The sequence below is a fragment of the Knoellia terrae genome (assembly GCF_048606435.1).
GTDB lineage: Bacteria > Actinomycetota > Actinomycetes > Actinomycetales > Dermatophilaceae > Knoellia > Knoellia terrae.
Map to the genome: position 1 here is coordinate 287,853 of NZ_JBMBWH010000002.1, position 17,246 is coordinate 305,098.

Annotated in this window: 15 protein-coding genes; 6 read left to right on the top strand and 9 right to left on the bottom strand. The window is 73.5% G+C overall.

The genetic code is table 11. From position 1 onward, the window contains the following. Positions 1 to 52: 52 nt before the first annotated feature. Together ACOJV9_RS04670 and manA are read right to left on the bottom strand one after the other, a co-directional pair. Positions 53 to 1,237: a glycosyltransferase family 4 protein gene (locus tag ACOJV9_RS04670; RefSeq protein ID WP_420184015.1), complete on the bottom strand. Its 1,185-nt coding sequence runs from the start codon at positions 1,235 to 1,237 to the stop codon at positions 53 to 55. Between the two features lie 73 nt (positions 1,238 to 1,310). Beyond that, the gene (gene manA, locus ACOJV9_RS04675; protein ID WP_420184016.1) at positions 1,311 to 2,480 is read right to left on the bottom strand and encodes a mannose-6-phosphate isomerase, class I; all 1,170 of its coding nucleotides are present in this window, start codon (positions 2,478 to 2,480) and stop codon (positions 1,311 to 1,313) included. A gap of 88 nt (positions 2,481 to 2,568) precedes the next feature. On the opposite strand from manA, the gene ACOJV9_RS04680 reads away from it, so the two are divergent. The 5 genes from ACOJV9_RS04680 to ACOJV9_RS04700 all read left to right on the top strand — a co-directional run bounded on the left by ACOJV9_RS04680 (position 2,569) and on the right by ACOJV9_RS04700 (position 7,862). Next, the gene (locus tag ACOJV9_RS04680; RefSeq protein WP_420184017.1) at positions 2,569 to 3,648 is read left to right on the top strand and encodes a mannose-1-phosphate guanylyltransferase; all 1,080 of its coding nucleotides are present in this window, start codon (positions 2,569 to 2,571) and stop codon (positions 3,646 to 3,648) included. Between the two features lie 162 nt (positions 3,649 to 3,810). After that, positions 3,811 to 5,046: an amidohydrolase gene (locus tag ACOJV9_RS04685; protein WP_420184018.1), complete on the top strand. Its 1,236-nt coding sequence runs from the start codon at positions 3,811 to 3,813 to the stop codon at positions 5,044 to 5,046. After that, positions 5,043 to 5,438, top strand: coding sequence for a cytidine deaminase (locus ACOJV9_RS04690; protein ID WP_420184019.1), 396 nt, complete (start codon positions 5,043 to 5,045; stop codon positions 5,436 to 5,438). Before ACOJV9_RS04685 ends, ACOJV9_RS04690 begins: the two co-directional genes overlap by 4 nt. 31 nt (positions 5,439 to 5,469) lie before the next feature. Continuing rightward, complete coding sequence (locus ACOJV9_RS04695; protein ID WP_420184020.1) at positions 5,470 to 6,759, top strand: thymidine phosphorylase; 1,290 nt, start codon at positions 5,470 to 5,472, stop codon at positions 6,757 to 6,759. Beyond that, positions 6,759 to 7,862 (top strand): adenosine deaminase, encoded by a 1,104-nt coding sequence (locus tag ACOJV9_RS04700; protein ID WP_420184021.1) that lies wholly within the window; start codon positions 6,759 to 6,761, stop codon positions 7,860 to 7,862. The genes ACOJV9_RS04695 and ACOJV9_RS04700 overlap by 1 nt, the downstream gene beginning before the upstream one ends. Positions 7,863 to 7,865: 3 nt before the next feature. Here the strand turns inward: ACOJV9_RS04700 and ACOJV9_RS04705 are convergent, their stop codons facing one another. After that, a complete protein-coding gene (locus tag ACOJV9_RS04705) occupies positions 7,866 to 8,687 on the bottom strand; it encodes an RDD family protein (RefSeq protein WP_420184022.1) in 822 nt (273 codons plus the stop codon). A 42-nt stretch (positions 8,688 to 8,729) separates the two neighbouring features. On the opposite strand from ACOJV9_RS04705, the gene ACOJV9_RS04710 reads away from it, so the two are divergent. Further along, on the top strand, positions 8,730 to 9,725 hold the full coding sequence (locus tag ACOJV9_RS04710; protein ID WP_420184023.1) for a stage II sporulation protein M: 996 nt from the start codon (positions 8,730 to 8,732) through the stop codon (positions 9,723 to 9,725). A 93-nt stretch (positions 9,726 to 9,818) separates the two neighbouring features. Here ACOJV9_RS04710 and ACOJV9_RS04715 read toward each other — a convergent pair whose 3' ends face one another. The 6 genes from ACOJV9_RS04715 to ACOJV9_RS04740 form a co-directional block, all read right to left on the bottom strand. Next, entirely contained in the window at positions 9,819 to 11,111 is a 1,293-nt protein-coding gene (locus ACOJV9_RS04715) for a DUF58 domain-containing protein (protein ID WP_420184024.1), read from the bottom strand. A gap of 10 nt (positions 11,112 to 11,121) precedes the next feature. Then, positions 11,122 to 12,102, bottom strand: coding sequence for an AAA family ATPase (locus tag ACOJV9_RS04720; protein ID WP_420184025.1), 981 nt, complete (start codon positions 12,100 to 12,102; stop codon positions 11,122 to 11,124). Next, positions 12,099 to 13,289 (bottom strand): DUF4350 domain-containing protein, encoded by a 1,191-nt coding sequence (locus tag ACOJV9_RS04725; RefSeq protein ID WP_420184026.1) that lies wholly within the window; start codon positions 13,287 to 13,289, stop codon positions 12,099 to 12,101. Before ACOJV9_RS04725 ends, ACOJV9_RS04720 begins: the two co-directional genes overlap by 4 nt. Next, positions 13,286 to 13,948: a DUF4129 domain-containing protein gene (locus tag ACOJV9_RS04730; RefSeq protein WP_420184027.1), complete on the bottom strand. Its 663-nt coding sequence runs from the start codon at positions 13,946 to 13,948 to the stop codon at positions 13,286 to 13,288. The genes ACOJV9_RS04725 and ACOJV9_RS04730 overlap by 4 nt, the downstream gene beginning before the upstream one ends. Next, positions 13,945 to 14,922 carry a DUF7847 domain-containing protein gene (locus ACOJV9_RS04735; RefSeq protein WP_420184028.1) on the bottom strand — a complete coding sequence of 326 codons (978 nt, stop codon included), beginning with the start codon at positions 14,920 to 14,922 and terminating at the stop codon, positions 13,945 to 13,947. Before ACOJV9_RS04735 ends, ACOJV9_RS04730 begins: the two co-directional genes overlap by 4 nt. 302 nt (positions 14,923 to 15,224) lie before the next feature. Further along, the gene (locus ACOJV9_RS04740) at positions 15,225 to 17,237 is read right to left on the bottom strand and encodes a vWA domain-containing protein (protein WP_420184029.1); all 2,013 of its coding nucleotides are present in this window, start codon (positions 17,235 to 17,237) and stop codon (positions 15,225 to 15,227) included. Positions 17,238 to 17,246: the final 9 nt, after the last annotated feature.

Below are 17,246 nucleotides of genomic sequence, written 5' to 3' on the forward strand. Positions count from 1 at the left end.
CGGTGGTCCGCAGCCAGGCGGACCACCGAAGAACCCTACGTGACCGGACGGGTCAGGCGGCTGGGACCGTGCGGGCGCTGCGCGCGGTGCGGTCGGTGCAGGCGCGCTCGTAGTGCGCCACGAGCTGCGTCGTGAGCGACTCCCACGAGCGCCCGCGAACGGCCTGCTCGGCGGCGGCCCCGAGTGCGGCACGCCAGGTCCCGTCGCCGACGAGGGCGTCGACGTGCTGGTGCAGCGACCCGGGGACATCGGGGTCGAAGAGCAGCCCCGTGCGCCCGTGGTCGACGACGTCGAGCGGGCCACCGCGCGCCGGGGCGACGACCGGCACCCCCGACGCGGCCGCCTCCTGCAGCGTCTGCCCGAAGGTCTCGCGGGTGCCGGTGTGCACGAAGACGTCGAACGCGGCATACGCGCGGGCCAGGTCGGCACCGCTCTGGCGACCGAGGAAGAGCGGGGAGCGGTTGGGCCGCCCGGGCATGGACGCGACGGCCTCGGTGAGCAGGGCGCCCACCTCGGCGCGGCTGGGGCCGTCACCGACGACGACGAGCCGGGTCCCGGGGATGCGCGCGACCTCGGCGAGCCGCCACAGCTCCTTCTCGGGAGCGAGGCGCCCGACGTAGCCCAGCAGCACCTCACCGCCCGGCGCAAGGGCGCGCCGCAGCGCCGCACCCTCGGGGTCCGCGCGTCGGCGCGGAGAGAAGAGCGCCGTGTCGACGCCGCGTCCCCACAGGTCGGTGCGCGGGACCCCGCGGGCGCGGAGCTCGGCCAGCGTCGCGGAGGAGGGGGCCAGGGTGAGGTCCGCGTGCCCGTGCATCCGGCGGATCCAGTGCCACGACGCCTCGGCGACACCTGCCCCCAGCAGCGCGCCGCCGTGCTGGGCCAGGTAGCTCGGCATGTCGGTCTGGTAGATCGCCACCGCGGGCGTCCCCGTGCGATGGGCCAGCTGGAGGGCGCGTGCGCCGAGAACGAACGGCGACGCCGCGTGCACGACGTCCGGGGCGAAGTCGTCGATCGCCCGCCGCAGGGCGGGTGTCGGGACCCCGGTCGGGAACCGGCGCACCGGCACGGAGGGCAGCCCGTGCACCGTGATGCCCTCGTACGTGCTCGGACCGGGGCCCGGCGCGATGATCCGGACCTGGTGCCCGAGGTCGCGCAGGCAGCGGGCGACCTTGCAGACGCTCGTCGTCACGCCGTTGAGCGTCGGCAGGAAGGACTCCGTCACCAGGGCAACTCGCACCCGTCCACGGTGACGCGTTTCGGTGCCGCCGCAGCGGCATCCACCGAGAGGTCAGGTGAGCACTGCGTGAACGTCAGACGCCCGGGAGGGTGACGAGGTAGACCTCGCCGCTCCCGCTCACCGACACCTTCTGGTCCCGGGCGGAGAGGTATGCCGCCCGCACCGGTCCGAGGACCAGGCTCGTGCCCGACGTGGTGAGGGTGACCTCGCCGTGGAGGCAGAACGCGATCCGCGGGGTGCCGTCGCCGGGAAGGACGACGTCGGTGGGGGAGCTCAGCCGGCGCAGCGCGAACCGGTCGGACTGGCTCGGGAAGCGCTCGGTGGCGGGGAGGTCCGGGTCGGGCACGGCATGTCCGGAGCACCCGTCCTCGTCGGGGTCGACGATGCGCAGCAGCTCGGGCACGTCGATCTGCTTGCTCGTCAGTCCTGCGCGAACGACGTTGTCGGAGTTGGCGAGCACCTCGATCCCGAGGCCGCTGACGTAGGAGTGGAGGACGCCGGCGGGCACGTCGATGTAGTCGCCGGGCTCGAGCACGCGGTGGTGCATGAGCAGGAGGACGGCGATGCCGATGTCGTCCGGGTGGTCCTCGGCGACGTGGGCGATGGCGGCGCACTGGTGGCCCTCGTCGTCGCGGCTGGCCGAGGCCCGGACGCACGCGGCGACGAGCTCCCGGACGAAGCCGGTGTGCTCCTCGCTGGGGACGGCGAGGATCGAAGCGAGCAGGGCGTGCGCCGGGTCGGCCTCGGTGGCGGCCGCCTCGACGAGGGCGGTGAGGCGCGGGACACCGAGGCGCTTGGCGAGGGCGCTGACCTCGTCGGGGGTGCGCATCCCGACGAAGACGGTGAAGGGCGCGATCGCGACGAGCAGCTCGGGCTTGGCCCAGTCGTCGACGTAGGTCGCGTCGCCGTCGCGCTCGCGGACGGCACGGGCCTGCTCGGCGGTGGGGTGCGCCTGGATCGAGATGGCGCGGCCCGGAGCGAGCACCTTGAGCAGGAACGGCAGCCGGCCCTCGAAGTCGGCGGCGCACCGCTCGCCGAGCTCGGCGACCGGGTCCTGCCGGATCACGTCGGCGAGGGTCGTGCTGACGCCGTCACGGACGATGCCGCAGGGTCCGCTCTCGTGCGCCCCCATCCACAGCTCCGACTCGGGCTCGGCGCTCGGGATGGGCCGGCCCTGGAGGCTGGCGATGGAGACGTGCGAACCCCAGGCGTCGGTGAACAGCACGGGCTCCAGCAGGTCCATGCCGTTCCTCTACCCCTCGTGACGTGTCGTGGCTCGCTGGGATCCTAGTCGCAGCCGCCCCGGCCACGTGGGAACTACTGTGACGCCCATGGCAGAGATCGCGGGGTTCTGGGCCGTCGTGCCCGCAGGCGGTGCGGGCACCCGGCTGTGGCCGCTGTCCCGGGCGAGCCACCCGAAGTTCCTGCACGACCTCACCGGCTCGGGCCGCAGCCTGCTCCAGGAGACCCTCGACCGCGTCACGCCCCTGGCTCACGAGCGGGTCGTCGTCGTCACCGGCGCGTCCCACGCGGAAGCGGTGCGCGCCCAGCTGCCGGCGCTGCGGGAGGACCAGGTCCTCGCCGAGCCGGCGCCACGCGACTCCATGGCGGCGATCGGGCTGGCCGCGGCCTTCATCGAGGCGCGCGACCCCGACGCGGTCCTCGGCTCGTTCGCCGCGGACCACGTCATCCCCGATGCCGGCGCCTTCCACCGGTGCGTCACCGAGGCCGTCGACGTGGCCCGGGACGGCCTCGTCGTGACGATCGGCATCGAGCCGGCATACCCGGCCACGGGCTTCGGCTACATCCAGACGGGGTCGGCGATCGCCGGGGCGCCCACGGCCCGGCGCGTGCGGCAGTTCGTCGAGAAGCCGGACGTGAGGCGCGCCACGGCATACCTGGCGACAGGTGAGTTCCGCTGGAACGCAGGCATGTTCGTCGTGAAGGCTCGGGTACTGCTCGACCTGCTCCACCGCTGGCACCCCGAGCTCGCCGACGGGGTGCGAGCGATCGCCGCCGACCCGGGTCGCCTCGACGAGGTGTGGCCGACCCTCGAGAAGATCGCGATCGACCACGCCGTCGCCGAGCCCGCCGCCGACATCGGGGTGGTCGCGGTCGTGCCCGGCGACTTCGCCTGGGACGACATCGGCGACTTCTCGAGCCTGGCCGAGCTGCTGCCCGTGCCCGAGAGCGGGCCTCGGGTGCTGGGTGACGCGGCCCTCGTGCACTCGGTCGACTCGACCGGGCTGGTCTCGCCCCGTGGAGGTCGCCCCATCGCCGTCGTGGGTCTCGAGGACGTCGTCGTCGTCGACTCCGGCGACGCGGTGCTCGTCACGACGCGCGAGCGGGCGCAGGACGTGAAGCAGGTCGTCGAGCAGCTCAGGGCGCTCGGCCGCACCGACCTCACCTGACCCCGCGCGCCGACCCTCGGTGCCCCCTCCCCCCCCGCGCCTACTGCACCGTAGCGCGGGTGATCGCACGCCCTACGGTGCAGTAGGTGGCGACGTGGGTGCTGCGTCGAGGCGGGGAGGCGCACGAGAAGGGCCCGGGTCGCCAGTAGCATGGCAGTCCTCATGACTGACACCCTCACCGCGATCGGTGCCAGCGTCACGTCGGCGCTGCCCGAGCTCCTCGACTTCCGCCGCGACCTCCACGCCCACCCGGAGCTGGCGCGCCTCGAGTCACGCACCACCGACGCCGTGGCGGCGCGCCTCGAGAGCGCCGGGGTCCGGGTCCGCAGGCTCCCCGGCACCGGACTGGTCGCCGAGGTCGGAGCCGAGCAGCCGGCATACCGCGTCGCGCTGCGCGCTGACATGGACGCCCTGCCGGTCCAGGAACGCACCGGGCTGCCGTTCGCCTCGACCATCGACGGCGTCGCGCACGCCTGCGGGCACGACGTCCACGTGACCGCCCTCCTCGGCGCGATGCTCACCCTCAAGGAGCTCGAGCAGGACCTGCGCGAACGGGGCACGGCGGTCCGCGCCATCTTCCAGGCGGCCGAGGAGGTCATGCCCGGCGGCGCCCACGACGCCATCGCGGCGGGGGCCATGAAGGGTGTCGACGCGGTCTTCGCCCTGCACTGCGACCCCTCGCTGGACGTCGGACAGATCGGGCTGCGCGAGGGGCCGATCACGGCCGCCTGCGACCACCTGCGGGTGGTCCTCACCGGCCGCGGCGGGCACACCTCGCGGCCGCAGCTCACCGAGGACCTGACCTACGCGCTCGCCAAGGTCGTCACCGACGTGCCCGCGGCACTGTCCCGGCGCCTCGACCCCCGCGCCGGAGCGGCCCTCGTGTGGGGCGTGGTCCGGGCCGGCACGGCGAGCAACGTCATCCCGAGCTCCGGCGAGTGCAGCGGGACGCTGCGCATGCTCGACGCCAACGCGTGGGCCACCGTCGGGCCGCTGCTCGACGAGATCGTGCACGGCGTCGTGGCTCCCTACGGCGTCGAGGCGCGGCTGGAGCGCACCAAGGGGGTACCCCCGGTCGTCAACCAGACCGACGCGATCGACGCACTCCGGTTCGCCTGCCTCGGCACCGGCCTCCAGGTGGCGCCGACGCTGCAGTCCCTCGGCGGCGAGGACTACTCGTGGTACCTCTCGCACGCACCCGGCGCGATGGCTCGGCTCGGCACCCGGACGCCCGGCGGCCGCACCTTCGACCTGCACCAGGGAGACGTCATCATCGACGAGGACGCAATCGGGGTCGGTGCCCGGCTGCTCGCCTCGGTCGTCGTCGCGCACACCGTCAAGGCCGGCGGCGATACGCTGACCGACCCCTCCTCCGTCGCGATCGAGGCCGGCCCATGAGTGACATCGACTGGGATGCCCTTCGTGAGAAGGCGGTCGAGATGACGACGCTGGCCTACGCGCCGTACTCGAACTACCGCGTCGGGGTCGCCGGGCTGACCGACGACGGGCGGGTCGTCGCCGGGTGCAACGTCGAGAACGCCGGCTACGGAGTGACCCTGTGCGCCGAGTGCGGCATGGTCTCCGAGCTGCACGCCACCGGGGGCGGACGGCTCGTCGCCGTGTCCTGCGTCGACGGCCGCGGCGAGGCCCTCATGCCGTGCGGACGGTGCCGACAGCTGTTGTGGGAGAACGGCGGCGCCACCTGCCTCGTCATGACCCCGGAGGGCATCCAGACGATGGAGCAGATCCTCCCGCAGGCGTTCGGGCCGGAGAACCTGCGCCAGATCTGAGGGCCACGCCGCGGGTGACATGATGACGCCCATGAGCGAGACCCACGACGCCGTCGACGTCATCACCAGCAAGCGGGACAGGCGTGAGCTGAGCGACGAGCAGATCCGCTGGGTCCTCGACGCCTACACGCGCGGGGCGGTCGCCGACGAGCAGATGAGCTCGCTGGCGATGGCCATCCTCCTCAACGGGATGAACCGCCGCGAGATCGCCACGTGGACGGCCGCAATGATCGCGAGCGGCGAGCGGATGGACTTCTCCTCGCTCACGCGCCCGACGGCCGACAAGCACTCGACCGGAGGGGTCGGCGACAAGATCACGTTGCCGCTCGCACCCCTCGTCGCCGTCTTCGACGTCGCGGTCCCGCAGCTGTCCGGTCGCGGGCTGGGCCACACCGGCGGGACGCTCGACAAGCTGGAGTCGATCCCGGGGTGGCGCGCCGACCTCAGCAACGAGGCGATGCTCGCCCAGCTCGACGACGTGGGCGCGGTGATCTGCGCTGCCGGCTCCGGCCTGGCGCCCGCCGACAAGAAGCTCTATGCCCTGCGCGACGTCACCGGGACGGTCGAGGCGATCCCGCTCATCGCCAGCTCGATCATGAGCAAGAAGATCGCCGAGGGCACGGGCGCGCTCGTCCTCGACGTCAAGGTCGGCTCGGGCGCGTTCATGAAGAACCGCGAGGACGCCACCGAGCTGGCGCGCACGATGGTCGAGCTCGGCACCGACGCGGGCGTCAACACGGTCGCCCTGCTCACGAACATGCAGACCCCGCTGGGGCTGACGGCCGGCAACGCCCTCGAGGTGCGCGAGTCGGTCGAGGTGCTCGCCGGCGGGGGACCCGAGGACGTCGTGGAGCTCACCGTCGCTCTTGCCCAGGAGATGCTCCAGGCCGCCGGTCGGGACGGCGACGACGTCGCCGCTGCCCTGCGGGACGGCCGGGCGATGGACGCCTGGCGCCGGATGATCTCCGCCCAGGGCGGGGACCCGGACGCCGACCTGCCGGTCGCGCGGCACACCGAGGACATCCTCGCCCCGGCCGACGGCGTGCTCACCCAGCTCGACGCGTATGCCGTGGGGGTCGCCGCCTGGCGTCTCGGCGCGGGCCGGGCGCGCAAGGAGGACCCGGTGCAGGCGGGGGCGGGCATCGAGCTGCACGCCAAGCCGGGTGCCGTCGTGCGCGGCGGCGAGCGGCTGATGACCCTGCACACCGACACCCCCGAGCGCTTCGAGCGGGCCAAGGAGGCGCTCGAGGGCGGCTTCACGATCGCTCCCGCGGGCTCCCGCCCCGACCTCCTTCCCCTCCTCATCGACAGGATCTCCTGATGGGTGCTTCCGGCGCCGCCGCCGTGTCCGCCGACCTCGTCGCGCGGGCGCCCAAGGCGCTCCTGCACGACCACCTCGACGGTGGCCTGCGTCCGCAGACCATCCTCGACCTTGCCGTCGAGGCGGGCTACGACCAGCTGCCGGCCGATGACGCCGACGCGCTCGGACGCTGGTTCCGTGACAGTGCCGACTCCGGCTCGCTGGAGCGCTACCTGTCGACGTTCAGCCACACGGTCGCGGTGATGCAGACCCCTGAGCAGCTGCGCCGGGTCGCACGCGAGTGCGCCCTAGACCTCGCCGCCGACGGCGTCGTCTACGCGGAGTCGCGCTTCGCGCCCGAGCTGCACGTCGAGGGCGGGCTGGCGCTGACCGAGGTCGTCGAGGCGGTGCTGGCGGGACTGCGCGAGGGCGAGGCCGAGGCGGCCGAAGCGGGCACGCCGATCCGGATGGTCTCGCTGCTCACCGCGATGCGGCACGCCGCCAAGAGCGACGAGATCGCCGAGCTGGCGATCCGCTACCGCGACGAGGGCGTCGGGGGCTTCGACATCGCGGGCGCCGAGGCGGGCTTCCCGCCGAGCCGGCACCTGTCGGCGTTCGAGTACCTCCGTCGCGAGAACGCGCACTTCACCATCCACGCCGGCGAGGCCTTCGGGCTGCCGAGCATCTGGGAGGCCATCCAGTGGTGCGGCGCCGAGCGGCTCGGCCACGGCGTCCGCATCGTCGACGACATCACCAGCGACGGTGACACGCACACGCTCGGCCTGCTCGCGGCATACGTGCGTGACCGCCGCATCCCGCTCGAGATGTGCCCGACGTCCAACCTGCAAACGGGGGCCGCGGAGTCGATCGCGGCACACCCGATCTCGATGCTCAAGGACCTGCGGTTCCGCGTCACGGTCAACACCGACAACCGGCTCATGTCCGGGACGTCGATGTCGCGCGAGATGCAGCTGCTCGTCGACGAGGCCGGCTGGACGCTCGACGACCTGCGCTGGGCGACGATCAACGCGATGAAGTCCGCGTTCATCCCGTTCGACGAGCGGCTCGCCATCATCGAGCGGGTCGTCAAGCCGGGGTATGCCGCCCTGTCCGCTGCGACCTGACGGTCACCCGAGGGGGTCGGGCGGGAGCACGCGCTGCGCGCGGGCTGCCTCTGCCTGCATCCGGGCGAGGTCACGGCGACGCCGCTCGGCGAGGACGGCGCGCAGGACCCACTCGGGGTGCATGCCGGGCGGTGGCTGAGGGGAGACGTGGCGCAGCACCTGCGCGCCCAGGTCCTGGCCGAGGTGGTGACGCGCCTGCGGGGTGAGCCCGCCGGTGCGGGTGAGGAACTGGCGCACGCCGATGGCGAGGGAGGCCGGCATGGGGCCGATGTCCGCCCTCGTGACCCAGTGCTCGAGGGCGGGAGGCGCCTCGGGCGGCGCCGTGACCTGGAGCTTGTGGCGCATCGACATGACGTAGGTCCCGGCCGCCATGTCACCGAGCCGCTTGGCTCGCGGGTGGATCACGGCGGCCACGACGGCCGGCGCCCCCTGCAGCAGGTAGAACTCGACGAAGCCGACGAGGTGGCGGATGACGCTGTGTCGCAGCGTGATCGGCCCTCCGTCGTCCCGGACGGTGCACAGGCCGAGCGCGTACTTCCCGGGACTGCGGCCCCTGGTCAGCACCTCGAACAGGACGGGGAGGATGACCGTGAGCGACACGGCGAGGAGGATGGTCGCAGCCCGTGCGACGGCTTCGGACGAGCCGCCGACGAGCATCCCGACGACGAAGAAGCTGCCCAGGGCGAGGCCCACCGTGATCACGAGGTCGATCAGCCGCGAGGCCACGCGGCTCGGTACGCTGGCCACCGGGACCTCGACCGAGACGCCCTCGCCGGTGACGAGGTCGTCGCCGGCGTAGGTGCGGTAGCCCCCGTCCACGCTCATGGAGCGAGGCTATCCCGCAGGCACGGCGCATAGAGTGACCGCGTGGATCTCGACGCCTACATCGCCACCCATGTGGGTCAGTGGCGCCGGCTGGAGGAGCTCGCCTCGCGACGACGGCTCAGCGGGGCCGAGTCCGACGAGCTGCTCGACCTCTACCAGCGGGTGTCCACCCACCTCTCGGTGGTGCGCTCGGCGAGCCCGGACCCGTCGCTGGTCAGCTACCTGTCCTCGGTCCTCGCGCGGGCGCGGCACACGGCCACGGGCAGCCGGGCCACGACGTGGCGCGACTTCGCGGCGTTCTTCACCTCGACCTTCCCGGCGGCGCTCTACCGGACCCGCCGGTGGTGGCTCGCGACGATGGTGGGCAGCGTGCTGCTGGCCTTCGTCGTCGGCGCCTGGGCGGTCCGCCACCCCGAGGTCTTCACGCAGCAGATGACGCAGCGCGAGATCGAGGCCTACGTCGGCACCGACTTCGAGAACTACTACTCCGAGTTCCCGCACCACGAGTTCGCCACCCTCGTGTGGCTCAACAACGCGTGGGTCGCGGCGCAGTGCATCGCCCTCGGGGTCCTCGGGCTCCCGGTGCTGTGGGTGCTGGCGCAGAACGTCATCGCCGTGGGCATCGCCGGCGCACTGATGGTGACCCATGACCGGGGGTCGCTCTTCTTCGGGCTGATCCTGCCGCACGGCCTGCTCGAGCTGACGGCCGTCTTCGTCGCCGCCGCCGTGGGCCTGCGCCTCTTCTGGTCGTGGATCGAGCCCGGGCCGCGTTCTCGGCTGGACTCCCTCGCGGCCGAGGGGCGCACCGGCGCGGGGATCGCGCTGGGGCTGGTCGTCGTCCTCTTCGTCAGTGGCGGCATCGAGGGGTTCGTGACGCCGTCGGGCCTGCCGACGTGGACCCGCATCCTCATCGGTGTCGTGGCGGAGGCGCTCTTCTTCGCCTACGTCTTCGTCGTCGGTGCTCGCGCCGCCCGCGCCGGTGTCACGGGTGACGTCGACATCACCCAGCAGGGCGACGTCGCCCCCGTCGCCGCCTGACCCCCACCGTCCCCCTCGACTTATTGCGAGTTCGGGTCGGGCGAGCCCCGGCGAGCCCGACCCGAACTGGCAATAAGTCGAGGCTAAGGAGGGTCAGAGGAGGCCTTGGCGCTTGAGGGCGAGGTAGTGGTCGACGAGCGCGAGGGGGAGCCGGTCGGGGGTCTCGTCGAGCACCTCGACGCCGAGCGAGCGGAACGCGTCAGCGGTCCGGCCACGCAGGGCCACCGTGCGCTCGGCGGCAGCGGCGGCATACACGTCCGTCGCCGAGCCCCGCCCCGCACGCAGGGTGTCGACCGCCGGGTCGGCGACCGAGGCGACGACGACCCGGTGACGCGCAGCGAGCGCCGGCAGCACGGGCAGCAGCCCCTCCTCCAGCGCCGAGGACTCGAGCGGTGTGATGAGGACGACGAGCGCGCGCTGGGTGCCCACCCGGCTCACCTCCGAGGCCAGCAGCCGCCAGTCCGCCTCGACCAGCTGGGCCTCGACGGGAGCCAGCTCCGAGATCGCGTCGTGCAGCGTGCCGACGCGGTCGTGGCCGGAGACCCGCGCCCGCACCACCCGGTCGCCGGCGATGAGGGAGATCCGGTCGCGGGCGTGACCCGCGATGGCGGTGAGGAAGAGGGCCGCGTCCATGCCGGAGTCGAGCCGCGGCGCGTCGCCGATGCGGCCCGCGCTGGTGCGCGAGGAGTCGAGGACGATGATGATGCGACGGTGCTGCTCCGGCTGCCACGTCCGGACGACGAGGTCGCGGCGCCGGGCCGTCGCCCGCCAGTCGATGGAGCGGACGTCGTCGCCCTCGACGTAGTCGCGCAGCGAGTCGAACTCCGTCCCCTGCCCACGGGTGCGCATCGCCGCGCGCCCGTCCAGCTGGCGCAGCACCGCGAGCCGGCTCGGGATGTGCCGGCGCGACGGGAACGGGTGCAGGACGCGCACCCGTCCGGGCACCGGCAGAGACGCCTGCCGCGCGGCCACCCCGAGCGGTCCCCGCAGCCGGACCGTGACGCGGTCGGCCTGCCGGTCGCCGCGGCGGGTCGGCGTGAGGGTCGTCGTGAGGCGGGTGCGTTCACCAGCGGCCAGGCGGAGCGGGTGCCGGGTCAGCTCGGCGCCCGCGGACGGGGGCCACGCGTCGCGGAGCAGCCCGGCCGCCCGGCGCGTCCCCGGGTTGGTGACGAGGAGCGACGAGCGCACCGACTCGCCCAGCCGTACCGACGTCGGCAGCTCGCGCTCCAGGTGCAGGCTGCGGGGTCGCGGCGCCAGCCAGGCGTCGACGCCCACCACGACGACCCACAGCAGCAGCCACAGCCACACCGTCGACGCGGCGGGCCGGAGGACCACCGGCACGACGCCGAGGAGGAGGAGCCACAGGGCTCGGGCGGTCAGGGCCATGGGCGCGGGGTCAGCGGGGGACCGGGACGGAACCGAGCGCGCTGTCGAGCACGACGCCGACGTCGACGCCCTCGAGCTCCGCCTCGGGACGCAGGGACAGCCGGTGCGCAAGGGTCGCGTGGGCGAGGGCCTTGACGTCGTCGGGGGTGACGTAGCCCCGCCCGTTGAGCCAGGCCCACGCCCGCGCCGTCGACATGAGGGCCGTGGCGCCCCGCGGGCTCACACCCAGAGAGAGGGAGGGTGAGGTCCGCGTCGCCCGTGCGATGTCCACGACGTATGCCGCGACGTCGTCGCCGACCTCGACCTGCCGGACCGCGTGGGCGCCGGCTTCGAGGTCGGTCGCCGAGGCGACCGGGCGCAGTCCCGCGGCTGCGAGGTCGCGCGGGTCGAACCCGTCCGCGTGCCGGCGCAGGACGGCGACCTCGTCCTCCCGGGGCGGCAGGGGGAGGGTGACCTTGAGCAGGAAGCGGTCGAGCTGCGCCTCGGGCAGGGGGTAGGTGCCTTCGTACTCGACGGGGTTCTGGGTGGCGGCGACCATGAAGGGCGAGGGCAGCGGGTGCGGCCGGCCGTCGACGCTGACCTGACGCTCCTCCATCGCCTCGAGCAGCGCCGACTGCGTCTTGGGCGGCGTCCGGTTGATCTCGTCGGCGAGGAGGATGTTGGTGAACACCGGTCCGTACCGGAAGGTGAAGTCGCTCGTGCGCGCGTCGAAGACGAGCGAGCCGGTGAGGTCGCCGGGCATGAGGTCCGGCGTGAACTGGACCCGCTTGGTCTGCACGTCGAGCGCCTGCGACAGCGAGCGGACGAGCAGCGTCTTGGCGACGCCGGGGACCCCCTCGAGGAGGATGTGGCCCCGGCAGAGGAGGGCGACGAGGAGGCCGGTGACGGCCGCGTCCTGGCCGACCACGGACTTGGCCACCTCTGCGCGCACCCGCAGCAGGGCGTCGCGCGCCTCCGGCGCGGTGGGCTGGGGCGTGGGGGTCTCGCTCATGGGCGGTGTGCCTTCTCCTCGAGTGCGGTCAGGTCCTGGGCGAGCCGCACGAGGGCGGCGTCGTCGATGGGGTCGGAGCCGGCCACGAGGTCGAGGACCTCGCTGACCGGTCGTCCGGTGGCCGCGGAGGTCGCGCGGGCGACGACCTCCACGGGGTCGCCGCGGCGCAGTCCCAGCCGGGCGCGGAGGCGGTCGAGGGTGGCCAGCCGCAGCACCGCCGCGGCCCGCGGTCGGTCCTGGGCGCGGCGGTAGAGACGACCGCGGCTCTCGGTCGTCTCGATGGCGCGCACCACGACCGGCAGGGGCTCGCGCACCAACCGGCCGAGCCGGCGCCCCCGCACGAGCGCGAGGACCATGAGAGCGACGGCGAGCAGTGCGAGCACCGGGAGGAACCACGCCGGCAGCAGCCCCCCTGCGGCGTCGGGCTCGTCGTCGGAGGCGAGGTCCCCGACACCGGGCTGGTACCAGAGGAGGCGCGGCGAGCTCCCGAGCAGCCGCAGGGCGATGGCCGCGTTGTCCTCCTGCGTGATGGCCCCGTTGGCGAACCCGGACTGGCTCCCGACCACGGTCAGGGGGGCGCGACCCGACGACGACGGCAGGTCGAGGAGGCCGGCGCCGTGGTCGCCCTCCTCGGAGTCCTCCCCGTCCGCCGCCTCGATGGTGAGGGGGAAGCACACCCGGGCACCGGACGAGTCGCCCCGGGCCTCGTAGCGGCTGTCGATGCCGACCAGCGAGTCGCCCTCGTCGACGGGACCGATGTCGCAGCGGCTGTCGACCTGCACACCGGCGCCGATGGGCAGCGCGCTCACCTCCGCGCCGAGCGCGCGAAGCTGGTCACTCGACGGCGAGAGGGCGACGATCCGGTCGACCCCGAGGGAGTCCTGCCGCAGGGTCCGGGCTGCGGCGGTGCCGAGGTTGCTCGCGTTGGCGATGACGACGGTGGTGCCGGCGTCCCCCGCCTGCAGCGCCTCGGAGACCTCGCCGATGGACCGGACCGGCTCGACGTCGACGCCGTTCTGCTCGAGGACGGCGACGAGGGCGGCGCCGCCCTCGGGCCCCACTCCCTCGGGCTCCATGGCCGCGCCGGGAGGGGTGGACAGGATGGCGATGACGGCCAGCGCACCGACCCCGAGGAGCACGGCGAGCAGCCACAGGCCGACCCTCCTCCGCTGCGCGAGGACGGTCACGGCGCCGACACCGATCCGGCCAGCTCCGGACGGGTGCGGGCGAGCCGCTCGTCGAGGGCGAGGACGGCTCGCGCGTCCGTCTCGGTCCCCGCCTCGTGGCCGTAGCGAACCGCGTCGAACCGGTCGGCGGCGTCGCGCAGTGCGGCCCGCTCCGCGGGGAACGCTCGCGCCAGCTCGAGCGAGGCCTCGTGCGCCGTCCGGCCGGGCAGCTCGTCGAGGATCGTCCGCTCCACGGCCGAGGCGACGACAGCGCGGTAGGAGTCCAGCAGGACGGTGCCCCAGTCGCCCTCGCGGAGGGCGCGTCGCGCTCGCTCGCGGTATGCCGTCGCGTCGACTCCGCGGTCGTCGAGAACTCCGCCGTGCTCGCCGGCACGACGGGAGCGCGCCTCGGGCCGCAGGAGCAGGCCGACGACGAGCGCGAGGAGGGCCAGTCCCACGACGACGACGAGGCCGAAGACCCACGGCGGGAGCCCCGGTCCGCTGGTCTCGAACAGGCCGAGCAGCCACTGCACGAAGCGGTCCCAGAGGCTCGGCTCGACGTCGTACTTCGCCTTGGCCAGCTCCTCCTCGAGGAGGCGACGTCCCTCGGCGCGCGAGGGGTCCAGCGGTGGCGCGTCGAGGAGCCCGGGGCCCGCGACTCGTGCGAGGCCCGATGTCATGCGTCGGCGCGAGGCCAGGGTGCGGCGGCGGTCCCCTGCGCCGTCTGGGCGAGGTGGACGTCCAGGCCCTCCCGGCGCATCCGCTCGTCGACGTAGAGCAGGGAGTCGATGCCCGCGGTGACCGGGGTCGTGATGGCGCCGGCGACGACCCCCGTGACGCCCGTGATCACCGCCTGCCACACGTACATCTGGTCCATCGGCATGCCGGTGAAGGCCAAACCCGCGCCGAGGAGGGCCAGGGGGACGGTGATCAGCGACCCGACGACGCTGATCGCGACCGCGGCCAGCAGCCGGATCCCGAGCAGGCGCCAGAACGGCCTGCCTCCGGTGAGCTGCCACGACCGCGAGAAGGCCCGCCCGACGGACAGGTCCTCGAGGATCAGGGAGGGCGTCACGAAGGCCAGCCGGGTCCAGAAGAAGAACATCACGACGAGAAGCAGGAGGATGGCGAGCAGGAGCAGCACGATGCCCGCGGCGATGGTGCCGTCGTTGCCCGCGGAGCCGCCGGCGACGAGCAGACCGATGGGGACGCCCAGGGTCGCGCCGACCGTCACGGCGAAGACGAGCACCGTGAGCAGGGTCGCCCCGAGGAGCGCCCAGATGCGGCGGATCGTCGCACGCCACGTCTCACCGGCGCTCACCTTGCGGCCGAGGACGGCCTGGCCGATGACGTAGGCGAGGAAGCCGGCCAGCAGGATCGTCGAGAGTGACGACCCGATCGACGGGATGACGGTGCCGAGGCTGCCCATCAGCCCGGCGGTGTCGTCGGCGACCGACTCCTCGAGCGAGACCGACGACTCCTGGCTCGAGACCCAGGCCCCCAGCGCCGTGAACGGGACGAGGAAGACGAGCGAGGTGAGGGCAGCCAGCCCGACGGTGGCCGCGACGTTGCCCCGGACCGCGCGGAAGACGCCGCCGAAGATGTCGTTCATCGTCAACGGGCGCAGCGGGATGATGCCGGGCCGGAAGTCCATCCGCGGCTGCTGCCACCCGCCGGGCGGAGGCAGCGGTGGGTATGCCGGCCGCCCACCTCCCGTGGGCTGCTGCGCCCACGCGGGAGGAGGCGGGACGTGGCGGGCACCCGAAGGCGGCGCCGAAGGCGCTTGCGGGGCAGCGGGACCGGACGGGCCGGCATACCCGCCCGACGACGGAACCGGACCGGGCCCCTGACCTCCGGAACCCTGTCCGGGTGCGGTCCAACCCTGGTCGCTCAATGCGCTGCCTTCCCCGTGGCGAGAACTGGTCAGAACCCTAACCGAGGCGCACTCGCCCCGGGTCAGGCCCAGAAACCGCGGCCCCCGGGCCAGTCGCTGAACTGGTCGCGGAAGGACGTCCCGGGTCCGCGGGAGCCGAGGTAGCTGCCCACCACAGCGGCACCGAGGTCGTCGAGCTCGGGGCTCACCATGCGGCCGTCGACGCGGCGGGCCATCGACTCGATGAAGCGGGCCAGACCGGGGTCCTCGCCGAGCCGGAAGAACGTGACCCGGGCACCGAGGCGGGCGGACGCGTCGAGCTCGCGCACCGAGTGCGCGATCGTCACCGGGTCGGGCGGATAGGCGAACCAGACCTCGCCGTCGGGCTCGAGGTGGGCGGTCGGCTCACCGTCGGTGACGACGAGCAGCACCGGCTGCGCGTTCGGGTGCTTGCGGAAGAAGCGGTTGGCCAGCAGCAGCGCGTGGTGGAGGTTGGTGCCCTTTGCCCACTTGGCGTCCAGCGCGGTGAGCTGCTCGATCTCCATGACCTCCGCGAGCCGGCCGAAGCCGATGAGCTGGAGGTGGTCGCCCCGGAACCGCGAGCGGACCAGCTGGTGCAGCGCGAGCGCGGTCCGCTTCATCGGCACCCACCGGCCATCCATCGCCATCGAGAACGACGTGTCGACGAGCAGCGCGACGGCGGCCTGCGTGCGGGCCTCGGTCTCGACGACCTCGACGTCGTCGATCTGCAGCCGTACCGGCGACCCTCCGTCGCGCAGGACCGCGTTGGTGATGGTGCGCGGCACGTCCCAGGGCTCGGTGTCGCCGAAGGTCCAGCGCCGCGTGGCGCCGGACGGCTCGCCCGCCGACCCGGTCGTGCGCGTCTCACGGGCTCCGGAGCGACCGCTCATCCGGTCGGCGACGTCGCGCAGCAGCGCCTTGCCCAGCTGGCGCATCGCCTTGGGCGAGAGCCGCAGCTCGCCGTCGGGCCCGCGCTTGAGGTAGCCGCTGTCGCGCAGGGCGCGTTCGAGCTCCTGCAGGGCGCGGGCGTCGACGGCCGCCTGCTCGCCCAGCTGCCGGGCGAGGGCGTCGAGGTCGAGGTCGTCGAGGCGGGCGCCGCCGTATCCCTGCGACAGCTGGTCGGCGAGCGCGTCGAGCTGGGCGAGGTCCTGGAGGGCGCCCGTGCCGTCACCCAGCCCGAGCCCCTCGCCCCCCTCGAAGCTCTCGGAGCCGGACCAGTCCTCACCGGGCCGCAGGGCCTGGAGGTTGGCATCCATCCGGGCGAGCTGCTCCATGAGCCCCGGTGAGCCGAACGCCTGCTGCGAGAGCTCCATCAGCTCGGCGCGCTGCTCTGGAGTCATGGAGTTGAGCATCCGCTGCGCCGCGGCGGCGCGCTGTGCGAGCGAGTCGAGCAGCTCGTCGATGTCCTGCGGGTTCTCCGGGAAGAACTGACCGTGCTGCTCCATGAACTCGGCGAAGGCGCGGTCGACCTCGGCCCTGTCCTCGGGGGAGCCGTCGGACTGCGCGTGCTTCTCGAGCAGGTCGTTGAGGTCCGACAGCATCTGCTGGACGGCCGCGCGGTCCTCCTCGGTCGCGCCCTCGAGGGCCTGCTTCATGCCGGCGAAGCGCTGGTCGAGCAGCTCGCGCCCCAGCAGGTCCTTGATCTGCTCGTACGCCTGACGCGCGTCACTGCTCTGCCAGTCGTAGGAGGACAGCTCCGTGACCGCCGACGCGGTCGACGTGGGGAGGCTGTCGAGCAGCACCTCGCGGAAGGCGCGGTCGCCGTCGTCCATGGTGACGTCCCGCGCCAGCTGGCCGCGCTCGGCCGTCACGGCCTTCTCGAGCAGCTGCTGCACCTCCCGCATCGTGCCGTCGAGGTCGTGGCGCTGGAGGATGTCCTGCCGTCGCTCGGCGAGCCGACGACCGAGCTCGTCGAGACCGGTCTGGTCCCGGCCACCGCGCCGCAGGAACTCACGCATCGCCCCCTCGGGGGAGTAGCCGGCCATGACCTCCTGGCCGATGGCGTCGAGTGCCTCGGCGAGGTCGACCGGCGGGGCGAGCGGGTCGCCGCCGTCGTACCTGCGGTAGCGGCTCATGGTCGCGGC